The 12627-nt window shown below is 67.4% G+C and carries 7 protein-coding genes; 5 read left to right on the plus strand and 2 right to left on the minus strand.

The annotated features are described in order from the left end of the window. Positions 1-277 precede the first annotated feature (277 nt). The 4 genes from ACQPYM_RS31900 to ACQPYM_RS31915 are packed head-to-tail and all read left to right on the plus strand — an operon-like array spanning position 278 to position 8368. Entirely contained in the window at positions 278-1846 is a 1569-nt protein-coding gene (locus ACQPYM_RS31900) for a DUF2397 domain-containing protein (RefSeq protein ID WP_433007917.1), read from the plus strand. Continuing rightward, positions 1843-2988 (plus strand): DUF2398 family protein, encoded by a 1146-nt coding sequence (locus tag ACQPYM_RS31905; protein ID WP_433007919.1) that lies wholly within the window; start codon positions 1843-1845, stop codon positions 2986-2988. The genes ACQPYM_RS31900 and ACQPYM_RS31905 overlap by 4 nt, the downstream gene beginning before the upstream one ends. Beyond that, positions 2985-7238 carry a TIGR02680 family protein gene (locus ACQPYM_RS31910; protein WP_433007921.1) on the plus strand — a complete coding sequence of 1418 codons (4254 nt, stop codon included), beginning with the start codon at positions 2985-2987 and terminating at the stop codon, positions 7236-7238. The genes ACQPYM_RS31905 and ACQPYM_RS31910 overlap by 4 nt, the downstream gene beginning before the upstream one ends. Continuing rightward, complete coding sequence (locus tag ACQPYM_RS31915; RefSeq protein WP_433007923.1) at positions 7235-8368, plus strand: TIGR02679 domain-containing protein; 1134 nt, start codon at positions 7235-7237, stop codon at positions 8366-8368. Before ACQPYM_RS31910 ends, ACQPYM_RS31915 begins: the two co-directional genes overlap by 4 nt. Positions 8369-8647: 279 nt before the next feature. Here ACQPYM_RS31915 and ACQPYM_RS31920 read toward each other — a convergent pair whose 3' ends face one another. Beyond that, positions 8648-9028 (minus strand): ArsR/SmtB family transcription factor, encoded by a 381-nt coding sequence (locus ACQPYM_RS31920; RefSeq protein WP_433007925.1) that lies wholly within the window; start codon positions 9026-9028, stop codon positions 8648-8650. A gap of 141 nt (positions 9029-9169) precedes the next feature. Then, entirely contained in the window at positions 9170-11284 is a 2115-nt protein-coding gene (locus ACQPYM_RS31925; protein WP_433007927.1) for a PhoX family protein, read from the minus strand. A gap of 314 nt (positions 11285-11598) precedes the next feature. Here ACQPYM_RS31925 and ACQPYM_RS31930 point away from each other — a divergent pair, with 314 nt between their 5' ends. Further along, positions 11599-12579: a PstS family phosphate ABC transporter substrate-binding protein gene (locus tag ACQPYM_RS31930; protein ID WP_433007929.1), complete on the plus strand. Its 981-nt coding sequence runs from the start codon at positions 11599-11601 to the stop codon at positions 12577-12579. Positions 12580-12627: the final 48 nt, after the last annotated feature.

Below are 12627 nucleotides of genomic sequence, written 5' to 3' on the forward strand. Positions count from 1 at the left end.
CCCACCTGATGATCGCCGCGATCGCCGAGGACATCCCCTTTTCACGACGAACCCGGGCGACTTCAAGGGTCTCGACGATCTACTCACGGTCGTCCAGGTCACCAGGCCGAAGCCGCTCCCGGCCGCTGACCCTTGGCCCGCGTCACGACCCTCGTCGGACCTCTCGACTGCGAGCGTCCTCGTCGCTATGCCGCGACATCGGGCCACCTGGCCCGAGGTAACGCATGGGCTGGCCGTGCGTTAGGTCGCCGACTACGCTGGGCGACGGACAGGAATCATGCCGCGCTCGAGGGGGACGGTGGAAGAGAGCAGTGAGCATCAGGTAGACGGCTGGGAACTGGCGGGGTTTCCTGGCCGGCTCAAGGTCGCGGCGTACCTGACCGCGGATCAGCATGCGGCGCAGTACCGATTGATCGTTGACGCATTGTTGGACGCGCAGGAGCACTCGCTGACCGGCGTCAGCCGCGATGAACTTTTCGCCGCAGTGCGGGACCGGTTGCTGACGGCGACCGATGTGCCGACCGCCGACCGGCTGACCAGCACTGACATGTTCGATCTCGACGCCAGGATGAAGGCGTTGCTGCAGTGGGATGTGGTCATCAAGTGGCAGGACAAGGCGAAGACCGAGGCGGACTTCGTCCGGACGCGCGACCGGTTCCAGCTGACGAGCGCGGCCGCGGACCTGCATCGCTGGTTGCGGCGGAGCATCGACGACGATGCTGTCGCTACGAGCGCAGCGGCGTTTGCGCCCGCGGTCATCGCCGATCGGCTTGACGAGACGCTGCTCGCGATCGCGGACGGCGAGTATCTTCTGGCCGCCCGCTCCTGGGCGCAAGTCAGAACCACGCTGAACGACATGGCCGATGCAGCCGCGATCTGGCAGTCCCGGATGGCGTCGGCGCTAGCCGGTGCGCCGGACGGCGAGAAGATGAACCGGCTGCGGGAGACGTTGATCCAGTACGTCAATGTCTGGGGCGCGGGAGTCGACAGCTACAGCGTCCGGATCGGCGACGCCATCGCCCAACTACAGGCCGTCGGGCCTTCCGACTGGCGAGCTATCGCGCTTGCCGGGCTCGATGCTGAGGCAAGTGAGGATCTCGTCGGGGCAATCGTTGGGGGCCACCTCAGCACTCTCCGAACTCTGTACGCCTGGTTCCGGGACGATGGTCGCGGCCAGGCCCGCAACCTGCGGCGCCAGGTGCGTGACGTGGTGCCACCGCTGCTGCGCGGTTCGAGGGCATTGATGTCCGCCGGCGGAATCGTCACCCGCCGCGGCGAACTGCTGCGGATTGCGTCGCTGGTGGAGAGCGCTGACGACGATGCCGAGGCATGGCGACGCTGGTGCGCTGCCGTCGGCCTGTGGAGTGCTCGGCATCTGCCTGGGCAGCCGCCCGAACCAGACACATCTCCGGCCCACACCTCGTTCTGGGAAGCACCACCTGTACCGATCGAGCTGACGCTGCGGGAACGCGGGCCACGGTCGACACGCGGCCGTCCCGCGCAACTGCCCGATCATCGTCAGGCCCGGCAGGAGGCACGGAGACGGGCCGAGGCCGACCGAGCCGAGTACACCGTGGCCGAAATGAGCCTGCTCTCTCGATCCGGCAGCTACTTGGCGGAATGGGCGCCTGTGGAACGACGTGCGGAAGCGGGCCTGTTCTGGGACCTTCTCAGCGCACTCCTCAGGGCGCAGCCAGACGGCGGGGTGCGGATCGCCTACAGCCGCGACGGGCGCTTCCGCGTGACGGCAAACGCGGCGCCTCCTGGGCAGCTCACCGCAGTTGTCCAGACGCCCGACGGCTGCGTCGCTTGTGAGAACTGGCAACTGGAGCTGGTGCGGGTATGAGCCGCGGCGAGGCGCAGGACGCCTTCGTCGGGTTGCTGGCTCAGCCGCTGGTCACGGCCCACACTGCTCCGGAGCTGTTCCGGGCGTTGTTGCGGCATCGCTCCCAGCTCGGCGATTGGTGCGGGCGGCTCGGGTATCGGTTGATCTACTCCGGCACCGTCGCCAGGCTGCATCGTGACGCGTGTGGCCCGCAACTGACTGCTGCCCCGCCGCCGATGGCTCCACCGCCGAGGAGGGATCTGGTCCTGCTCGCCGTTGCGGCGGCAGCGTGTGAGGATGTCGACGAAACGACGACCGTCCAGGAGCTGTCCGACAACGGTCGAGCGCTGTCAGCCGGAGCGGACATCACGCCGTACAACCCTGACCGACGCGCCGAGAGGCAAGCTTTTCTGCGGGCTCTGGCACGGCTCGACGAGCTCGGAGTCATCACCAGGCGAACCAGCGACGAGAGTCTGCTGCGTCAGTGGGAGGACGACGGAACGGGTGTCGGCGGCGGCTTCGTGGTCAATGCGGATGCCCTGTTGCAGTTCACGGATCCGCACACGGTCGGTCTGCTGTTCACCGGCGGGGACGAGAGCGAGGAGGGCCGAATCGCGACGCGTGGACAGCGAGTGTTGCGGACCCTTGTCGAGGACACTGCTCTTCTCTACGCGGATCTGCATCCCGCCGATGCCGAGTACGCGCGGGCGCAGCGCTCGTGGCTCGCGAGCCAGGCTGTGAGCATGACCGGCGCGACGGTGGAGATGCGATCTGAAGGCATGCTGCTGCGGCTACCCACCGACCACCCGGGGGCGGCTGCGGTCACGCCGGTGTTTCCCGCGGCGACGGCTGCCTCTTGGTTCGCGCTCAAGATGCTCGAGGGCGTTCTGGGCGGCACGCGGGACGAGCTGGGCCGGGTACGCCGTTCGTCGGCGACGATCGACGACCTCGCCGAGCACCTGTACGCGGACCATCCCGCCGCCCTCACCCTTGCACTGAAGGAGTCACCCGACCGACTCAGGACCTCCAGCGAGGGCATCCTCGCCGGACTCGGCCTGCTCCGCGTCGAGGCCGACGGAGGGTGGACACTGCAACCAACCGCCGCGCGCTTCCGCGGCGCGCGCGCCGAGTGGGAAGCTGCTTCCCTACTGGATGAGCTATGACGACAACCTCCGAGCAGATCGACCTTGAACGCTGGCGTGCGGCCGCGATCCGCGGCGACCTGCCGCGACCGATCCGGTCCGACCGTTGGCAGCCCCTACGTGCGGGCGTGGTCAATCTCTGGGAGTACGACGTCACAGAGGTCTGGTATGCCGACGGCCACATGCAACTGCAGGGTGCCAACGAATCAGGCAAGTCGACGCTGATGACTCTGACTACCCTGTTGCTGCTCGCCGGCGATCTGTCGAGCCGCAACATCGACACACTTGGCGAGTCGAGCAAGAAGTTCCGGTATTACGTGGAGCCGACGAACCACCCGTTGGACCGGCGTGACACGGGCAACCAGAAGCACCGTGGCTGGGCGTGGACGGAGTACGGCCGGATCGGGCCCGACGGGCCGGAGTACTTCACGACGCTCCTGTTCGCCGAGACGCGGCGTGCGGACGGCAACCTGCGGCGGAAGTGGTGCACGCTGCAGGGCACCGGCCGGGTCCGCGCCGGCCTGATGCTGGTGAACGCGGGGTTCGTCGCGGAGCCGTCGCATCTCGCCGATGTACCACGCTTCAAAGCGCACGATACGGGCTCTGCTTATCGTGACGAGATCGCGCGCGAACTGTTCGGCACCGAGCACGGGTGGCTCGATCAACTGATCCGGATCCTGCGGGTGATTCGTACTCCGAAGATCGGTGACCGGCTGGATCTGGGGTTCCTCATCCAGGCCTTTCGCGAGGCGCTTCCGCCGCTCGCCGAGGACGAGATCCAGCAACTGGCCGACGGCTGGGACCAGCTCGAGCGGATGAAGACCGAGCGGGACAACACCGAACAGGCCCAGGCCGCGATCGCCGAGTTCACTCGCACCCGATGGCGCCCCTGGGCTGACGCCGTGATCCGGGCAACGGTCGATCCACTGACGACGGTCACCTCCGAGCTGACCGGCATCACCCGGCAAGAAACTGCCGCTCGGCAGCAGACCGAGACTCTCGCCGCCGAGGTCACCCGGCTCGGGAACCGGATCGGGCAGCTGAGGTCCGAGCTCGGGAACCGCCGTGCGGAACGTGAGGCGTTGCGCGAACGGCAGGACTACCAGGACGCAGTCTCTGCGATCGCCAATGCGGAGCAACTCGCCGAACGCGCCGGCGATCTGGCCAGGACAGCCGAGCGCTCAAGGACTCGAGCTGACGAGGCGGCGGCGAACATCGAACCCGCACGCCGACAACTCGAGGAGGCGAGAGAGAGCGTCTCAGACGCCGAACTCCAGGTGGACGATGCGACCGGCCACATCGCCGGTCATGCGCACCCGGCCGGACTGGTGGATCTGACTGCCCGCTTCCTGCCGAACCGTGATGCAGCGCGTCTTACGCAGGCAGGCGATCAGCGCAGTCGGCACATCGAGCAGGCGCTGCGGCTCCTGGACGGCCAAGCCAGGTTGTCCCGTCAGCACGAACAGAACGTCAAGCTGGCCAAGGCCGAGGAGGACAAGGCCGCGGCGGCCTGGTCGAAAGCCGCTGTGGCCACGCAAGCGGTCGAAGACAGCATCGCTGCGACAGGCGAGTTGCTCAGCGAGTGGGCCTTGCGGCTCCACGAGCCGATCAGACCGCCGGCTCAGCTCATCGAGAACTGGGCCGGCGCAGTCGCCGCCATCGCCGACGCCACCGAGCCTCGACCGGTGCTCGCGACCATCGTCTCTCGCGCATACCTGGCACCGACGCGCCGGCCCCTCGCCTCCGAATCGGTCACGGTCGAGAAATCCCTCGAAGCGAACGCCGCCGCCCGCGAGGCTGCCGCAGGAGAACTGGATGCGACACGAGCAGAGACCGACCCTGTTCCACCGCCGCCTCCGCTGTGGCGTCGCAGAGAGCGACCCAGCGGCATCAGCACCTCCGGGGCTTCGCTGTGGCGACTGGTCGAAGTCACCGGGGAACGCGTCGACATCGCGTTGCTCGAGGCCGCGCTGGACGCTGCCGGTCTGCTGCAGGCCTGGATTACGCCGGACGGTGCCTATCTTCCGGACCGGGACGGCGCCGAAACCGTCTGGACGACATCGTTCGAGAGCGCGGAGGCAAGTCTTCGCGACATACTGCGGCCCGCCGACGACGCCGGCGACCTCGGGCCAACGATCGATCGCCTGCTACGAACCGTGGCCTATGGAGAGTCGCTGCCTGCGGGGCAAGAGCTGGCGATCTGCCGGGACGGACGCTGGCGGCACGGGCCACTGACCGGCATCGCGGCAGCGACTGCGCAGGGACCACGCTTGCTCGGCGCAGCGGCACGCGCCGCGGACCGGACTCGGAGGATCGGCGAACTCGAAGCGCGACTCGCGCAGCTGGCATCGGAGGCCAACGAACTCCTGTCCCGTCAGTCGGACCTCACCGCCCTGCTCACGGCCCTGGACCAGGCTGAGAATCAGCTCCCATCTGACACGTTGGTTGTCGCCCAAGTGCTCGAACTCCGGCAAGCGGAAGCTTTCGCAAAGGCCGCGGAGGAGGAATCGGCGCGGGCCGGCGAGGCAGCGAAAGCGTCCGGCCAGGAACTCGACAACGCGTCCGCCGAGGTCGCTCAGCACGCGCAGGCCCACGACTTGCCACCAACCGCCGATCAGATCCGCGCCCAGCAGTCGGCCGTCGGCGAGTACCTTCTGTCGGTGCGGGAGTTGGTCTCCGCGTTGCAACTGCTCCCGATCGTGCAGGAGGCATCTCGGCAGACCGAGAAGGCACTGGCCGGGTACGTCGAAACGCACCAGCGCGCCATCGATGACGCGACCGGAGACCAACAGGAGGCCGACCGGGCTCGCGCCAAGGCGAACGCTGCCCGCATCGCGCTGTCGCAGTCCGGGCAGGACCTACTCGCGAGCTACCAGGATCTCGGCACGCAGATCGACAAGCTGGCCAAGTCCGAAGAGGCTATCTCAAGCGAGCTGAGCAACGCGGAGAAGCGGCAGATCAAGGCGGACGGCATTCTCGAGCAGGTCGAGGAACGCCGCCTGGAGGCTGAGGCGCGCCGCCAGACCGCGATGGACGACTGGTTCAGCTGCGTCGATTCCGGTCTGCCCACGCTCCGTGGCCTGGAACCCCCGGCGACGCGGAATGTGACCGGCGCACGCGACTCCGCCCGGCTGGCACGCGCGGCGATCACACCACGCGACTGGCCCGACGATCCGGCAGCTGCCGGCCACCGGGTCCAGCGAGCCTGGTCCCAGTTGGCAGACGGTGTGGCAGAGCTCCGCTCCCGGCTGGAGACCCTGGGCGGCCGTACTGTGCGTACCCTCGTACCAGGTGACGGCGACGCGAACTCCCCCGGCGCGGTCGAGATCATCGTCGACGGCACCGGCGTCGCACAGCCACCGCCCACCGCTGTTCGCACTCTCGACGCGCTGCTTGAGCGTCTCGAAACAGAGTACGACGAAGAGCTCACCAAAACGATCGATCAACTCCTCGGGAGCGCGTTCATCGAGCATCTCCGGGAGCGTCTCGTCGAAGCGGAACGACTCCGGCGCGACATCAACGCCAAGCTCCAGGAGAATCCCACCAGTACGACCGGCCTGACGCTGCGGATGGTACGTAAAGGGCTCGCCGCGGAGCGCGCAGCGAACGACGTGCTCGATGCGCTGGAACGCAGGTTCGGACTGCTCCCGGAGGCGACCCAGGATCAGGTCCGCTCGTTCCTGGTCAATCGAGTCACCGACGCGCAGGAGCAGGCCCGTGCGGGCGGCGACCACGACTGGCGAACTCGGCTGGCCGAGATCCTGGACTACCGGCGCTGGTTCGAACTGCGGATCGAATATCGGGCCGCCGGCAACGACACCATCGGTAGCTGGCGCCCTCTCGACCGCGACAACCACTCGCTGCTGTCCGGCGGCGCCAAGGTGGTGACCCTGCTGCAGCCGTTCATCGCAGCTTTGCACGCCATGTACGACCAATCCGGCGTCGGGCCGCGAATGATGTGGCTGGACGAGGCCTTCGACGGCGTCGACCCCGACAACCGCGCGACGATGCTGCGGCTGTTGACGTCCTGTGATCTCGACTGGCTGATCGCCGGTCCCGGACCGATCGTGAACGCCACGACAGTGCCGATGGCAACCATCTACGAAGTACGCCGGGCGCCGCGGCCGATCCCCGGCGTCTCCCTCGAACTTGCGCTCTGGTCCGGCCACGATCTCACCCATGTAGCAACCCCGGACCCGGCCGACCTCCCGGATCACACCTCCCGGCCGGAGGAACCCACGGCCGAAGTGTTCGACCTGGACCCGGCATGACGATGCCATCGGAGCTGATGGCTTGGGCACGCCAGCCAGGTCCCAGAAAAGTACTCGCGGCCGCGCGGCGCCGCTTGGAGAACGGTCACGGTGCCGACGGAAGCGCACTCCGCGTCAGTCTCAGCTCAGCGGAGCGCGAGCAGATCGGTGAACTCCTTGGTCTGCGGTGGACCAACAGCGGCCGCGCCCCCGGGATCAAGGCTCTCGCCGGTGCGGTTACCGACGCGGGCGCCGATCTGTCCGAACTGCTCGCGGCCATCGAAGGCCCGCTGCGGGACCGCCCCTCGGAGCGTACAGATGCCCGGCATCAGGCAGACGCCGAGCGAGCCGACGCCCAAGCGGTCCTCGTCGCGGCCGGCGTACCTGCCCAGCCAGCCGAGTCCTGGCTGAGCTCCCGCAGCAGCCCCAGAGCAGGGACTGGACTGCTACTCGACCGAGCCCATGAAGTTGCCGCCGTATGGCGACGGCTGCCGACCGACGGGGACTCGATGCTCCTCGCAGTACTGGCCACGGAAGCATTGGACCAGCCGCACTGCCTTGACCGCGGCGCAGCACTCGCATCGGCCGTACTGCGGATTGCCTCGCCGACCCAAGAACCGCCGGCCGATGCGGACGACTGGCGGCAAGCCTGGGAGGACCTCGGAATCGTCTGCGATCCTGTCTCCTCGCGCGCGCTGGTCCTCAACCTTCCGCTCACCGGGACCTCAGCGGCCGCCCGCCTGGCTCACGCAGCACCCGGCGAACCTGTGTGGCTCACTTGGCGAAGTCTGAACGAACCAGTCGGATCAACTGCACCGCAGGTCTATGTCTGCGAGAACCCGTCAGTGGTAATCGAGGTCGCCAACCAGCTCGGGCAGCACTCCGCCCCTTTGATCTGCACGAACGGCCGCCCCTCCTGCGCCACCCGCCGCCTCCTGACCGACCTGCACCGCGACGGCGTACGACACGTCCTCCGCGCCGACGACGACCCAGCCGGCCAAGACATCGTCGCCGGCCTGCGCAACCTCCTCCCAGGCGCGGACCTCTGGCGTTACACCCTCCGCACCCGAGCGGCGGCCGCAGCCGCACCGCAGTACGAGGAACACGTCATCCAGGACCTCGTCGACGACCTCCGCCTCGCAACGTACTGATCTGATCATCGGTGACAGATCAGCGCTCGCGGACGAACGGGCCGCGACTCTGGTCGGCGTACCGGACGACGTGAGCAGGGGTTCACGGATCGCGGGCGCAACTGCCGACCGACTGATTCGAGCGGTCTTGAGGCTTGTTGGAACGGGCTACACAGGAAGAGCTGGTGACTCATAGTCTTCCGTCCCAACCTGCCAGGTCTCTCCGAGTTCGTCCGGTCGCTGTTGCCCTGCCGCTGCCACCGTCTCCACCTCGGCCGCTGCGGGCGGCCTAGCCGATCGTCAGGGCCGGGGCTGTAGGAAGGCTGGGCCGGGTAGGAGTCGGCGGAGAGTTTCCAGTTGGGCTGGGACTACGGAGTACCAGGACCAGAGGCCGCGCTTTTCGCGGGTGAGGATGCCGGCCGTCACCAGGATCTTGAGGTGGTGGCTGATGGTGGGCTGGCTGAGCTCGAGCGGCTCGGTCAGGTCGGCGACGCAGGCTTCGCTGTTCGGGCTGGCCTCGATCATGGCGAGGAGCTGGAGGCGAGTGGGATCCGAGAGTGCTTTCAGGACCGTGGCGAGGCGTTCGGCCTCGTCGCGCTCGATCGCGACGCCGGAGACCTGGTGGGTGAACTCGTCGGCTGGCGCACCGGCTTTGGCCGCGGCGCTTCGACGGTTGTTCACCTCTGCAGTCTAGATCGCTGCCTTCACAGCAAACGGACCGACCTGCGTTTTGTTCACCCAACGGTTGCTTGATGTGAGGCGACCCTTCACGCAACTGCCCCGCCGTCCGGTGCGGACGGCGGGGCAGGGTGACAACGAAGGTCAGGCGCCGATCTCGCCGCCGTCGGGTCGCCAGGTGACGATCACGGCCGGACGGGCAAAGTCGCCGTCGGGCCAGGTGCTGGCCGGCTGGTCGACGGTCGCGCCAGTGACCTCTCCGGGGTGCTGAACCGACACCACGACAGACCGGTTGTCGGGAAGGACGGCGGCGGAGGCCTGCTCAGCCCCCACGGGCACGGAGAGGAACTGCTTGACCTTGCCCCGGTCAGGGCCTTCGACGGCGACGGCGAAAAGTCCGTCGTGGTAGTTCGTCCCGGTGTGGTCGGTCAGCGCGTTGCCGTCCGTGGAGATCCACAGGTTGCCGTGGGCATCGAAGTCGAGGTTGTCGGGGCAGGAGATCGGCGAGACCTTGGTCTTGTCGTAGCCCGCGAAGTACGTCGACGGGTCGGCAGGGTCGCCGCAGACGATCGGCAGCGACCAGGTGAACGCCTCGCTGTCGTGGTCGCCGTTCTCGATCAGTTCGAGCACCTGGCCGTGCTTGTTGGCATTGCGCGGCGCCGCCTCGTCCGCGGCAGGCTGACCAGCCGCACCGCGCCTGGAGTTGTTCGTCAGCGCGACGTAGACCTTGCCGGTCACCTTGCTGACCTCGATGTCCTCCGGCCGGTCCATCTTGGTGGCGCCGGCCTTGTCGGCCGCGAGCCGGGTGTGGACGAGCACCTCGTCGATGGCCATGCCGGGAATCAGCGACTTCCCGCCCCGGGTCAGCGGGATCCAGCGGCCGGTTCCGTTGAACGCGCCGTCGCTAGGCAGTTTGCCGCTTCCGTCGATCTCGCTCGCACTCGTGAAGTCGAGCTTGGCGACGTACAGCGTGCCGGACTCCAGCAGGCGCCGGTTGTTCTCGCGGTCGGACTTGCTGCTTCCCTTGCGGAGCTTGCGATCGGAGACGAACTTGTACATGTAGTCGAAGCGCTCGTCGTCGCCCATATAGGCAGCGACCTTGCCGGAGCGGGCCACGGCGATGGCCGCACCTTCGTGCTTGAAGCGGCCCAGCGCGGTGTGCTTGACCGGCGTCGAGTCGGGGTCGTACGGGTCCATCTCGATGATCCATCCGAAGCGGTTGGCCTCGTTCGGGTTCTTGGCCAGGTCGAAGCGCGCGTCGGCCTTGTCCCAGTACCGGCTGCCGGACGGATAGCGCTTGGAGATGTCGATCCCGTACCGCGCCAGGGCCGGCTTGGCGGCAGCGGGCGCGCCGTCGGCTCCGACGAAGTACTGGTTGAAGTTCTCCTCCCCCGACAGCACTGTTCCCCACGGCGTCAGGCCGCCCGAGCAGTTGTTCAACGTTCCAAGCACTCGTACGCCGCGCGGGTCGGCCTGCGTCCGCAGCAGAGCCGAGCCGGCCGCCGGGCCGCTGAAGCTAATCGGTGTGGTGGCCGTGATCCGGCGGTTGTAGCGGCGACGGCCACGAGTGACCACCTGCCATTCACCCGTACCGTCGACGCGCTCGACCTCGACCACGCTCAGGCCATGAGCCTGCAAGGCGATCCGCATCTGCTCCACGGTCGCGGTGGCGCCACCGGTGTACCCGCGGAACATCAGCTCTTCGTTGGTGTACTCGTGATTCACCACCAGCAGCCCCCGGCTGAACCGGCGATCCAGCGGCACCACGACGAGGAAGTCGTTGTTGTAGCCGAACTGACGAGCCTGGGCCGCGGCGCTCTGCCGATCGATGTCGAACTCCGGTGCTCCCGGCAGGATCGGGTCGCCCCAGCGGATCAGTACCTGGTCGTCGTAGCCGTTGGGGACGATCACCGTGTCCAGGGTGTTCGGCGGAATCGCCTTGAAGGTCAGCCCGGCACCGGAGGCAGGCTTGCCAGAAGCAGAAGCAGCGGCCGAGATCCTGCCACTAGGCGCAGCCGCGGCCGGCGCGGCGCCGACGGCACTGGCGCCGATGACCAGCGCGCCGGCGGCACCGGCCTTGAAGATCCCGCGCCGCGAGACCTCGGCGGTGACGGCATCACCGAAGTAGGCGTTGTCAGAGGAGTTCGGGGCGGGGTGCGCGCAGGCGTTTCCGCAGCGGTAGAGGCAGGTCATGGAACTACGGCCGCCGTGGCCAGCGGCCAGCGGCAGGAATCGGCGAGGCTCGTTGGCAAGCGTCATCGCGAGGTTTCCCCCTCAAGGAGAACGGTTTCTGAGCGGTCGCCGCGACGCTAACAATTACATAGCCACTCATCTATGTAGTTGCCGGTGACGAGTCGGTGGCCATCAGATGAACGACCAACTGCCCGTCACCGAACGGAGGCGGGCCACTACCTACGCGAACACTACATCGACATTCGTCTATCTGAAGGCGCGTGATCATCTCTCGTTCACCCGGTGTTTACATCGAAGATCTTCGATCTAGTTGTTACGTGAACGCGTGACGAGTCGCTGCGTCCCGACGGTGTCGGGGCCCAACTCTGGAGGGTTGCCCGGTGGTCATCCGCCCGGTCAAACACATGCGTTACCTCGCCGTCTCGGCGGCCGCCCTACTCGCCTTGTCCGCGTGTGGCGGCAACAACGAAACGCCCGCCGCGGGAGGCAGCAACGGCGAGGCCCTGTCCGGGCAGGTGGTCGTGGACGGCTCCAGCACCGTCGAGCCGCTGACCGCTGCCGCGGGCGAGCTGTTCAAGGAGGCACAGAAGGGCGTCGACGTCGCCGTCGGCACCTCCGGTACCGGTGGTGGTTTCAAGAAGTTCTGCGCCGGCGAAACCGACATCTCCAACGCGTCCCGTCCGATCAAGGACCAAGAGAAGAAGCTCTGCGCCGACAAGGGCGTGAAGTTCACCGAGCTCCAGATCGCCAACGACGCCCTCACGGTCGTGGTGAACAAGGAGAACAACTGGGCCGACTGCCTGACGGTCGCCCAGCTGAAGAAGATCTGGGAGCCGGGCTCGAAGGTGAAGACCTGGGACCAGGTCGACCCGAAGTTCCCGAAGGAGCCGCTGCCGCTGTACGGCGCGGGGTCGGACTCGGGCACCTTCGACTACTTCACCGACGAGATCAACGGCAAGGAAGGCGCAAGCCGGACCGACTACAACCCGACCGAGGACGACAACGTCACGGTGCAGGGTGTTTCCGGTGCCAAGGGTGCGCTCGGGTACTTCGGCTTCTCGTACTTCGAGGAGAACGCCGGCAAGCTGAAGGCGGTCAAGATCGACGGCGGCAAGGGCTGCGTCGAGCCGTCGGTGGCCGCCGCGCAGGACGGCAGCTACACACCGCTGGCGCGGCCGCTGTTCATCTACCCCTCCGACAAGGGGCTGGCCAAGAAGCAGGTGCTGAGCTTCGTCGAGTTCTACCTGGAGAAGAACCAGGAGATCGTCGAGGCCGCCAAGTTCGTCCCGCTGACCGATGAGCAGAAGACCAAGGCGAAGGCCGAACTGGACAAGCTGAAGGCCCAGGCGGCCGGTTCGTGACCATGCCGGACTCGACGGCGACTACCGCGACGGGTGGTTCCTCCGCGA

Origin of the sequence: Kribbella sp. CA-294648, assembly GCF_050943845.1 — a bacterium.
GTDB lineage: Bacteria > Actinomycetota > Actinomycetes > Propionibacteriales > Kribbellaceae > Kribbella.

What these genes read in the sequence shown, in the direction of transcription:
- ACQPYM_RS31900 (WP_433007917.1), top strand. Translation starts at nt 278, where the DNA reads ATGCCGCGCTCGAGGGGGACGGTGGAAGAGAGCAGTGAGCATCAGGTA.
- ACQPYM_RS31905 (WP_433007919.1), top strand. Translation starts at nt 1,843, where the DNA reads ATGAGCCGCGGCGAGGCGCAGGACGCCTTCGTCGGGTTGCTGGCTCAG.
- ACQPYM_RS31910 (WP_433007921.1), top strand. Translation starts at nt 2,985, where the DNA reads ATGACGACAACCTCCGAGCAGATCGACCTTGAACGCTGGCGTGCGGCC.
- ACQPYM_RS31915 (WP_433007923.1), top strand. Translation starts at nt 7,235, where the DNA reads ATGACGATGCCATCGGAGCTGATGGCTTGGGCACGCCAGCCAGGTCCC.
- ACQPYM_RS31925 (WP_433007927.1), bottom strand. Translation starts at nt 11,284, where the DNA reads ATGACGCTTGCCAACGAGCCTCGCCGATTCCTGCCGCTGGCCGCTGGC.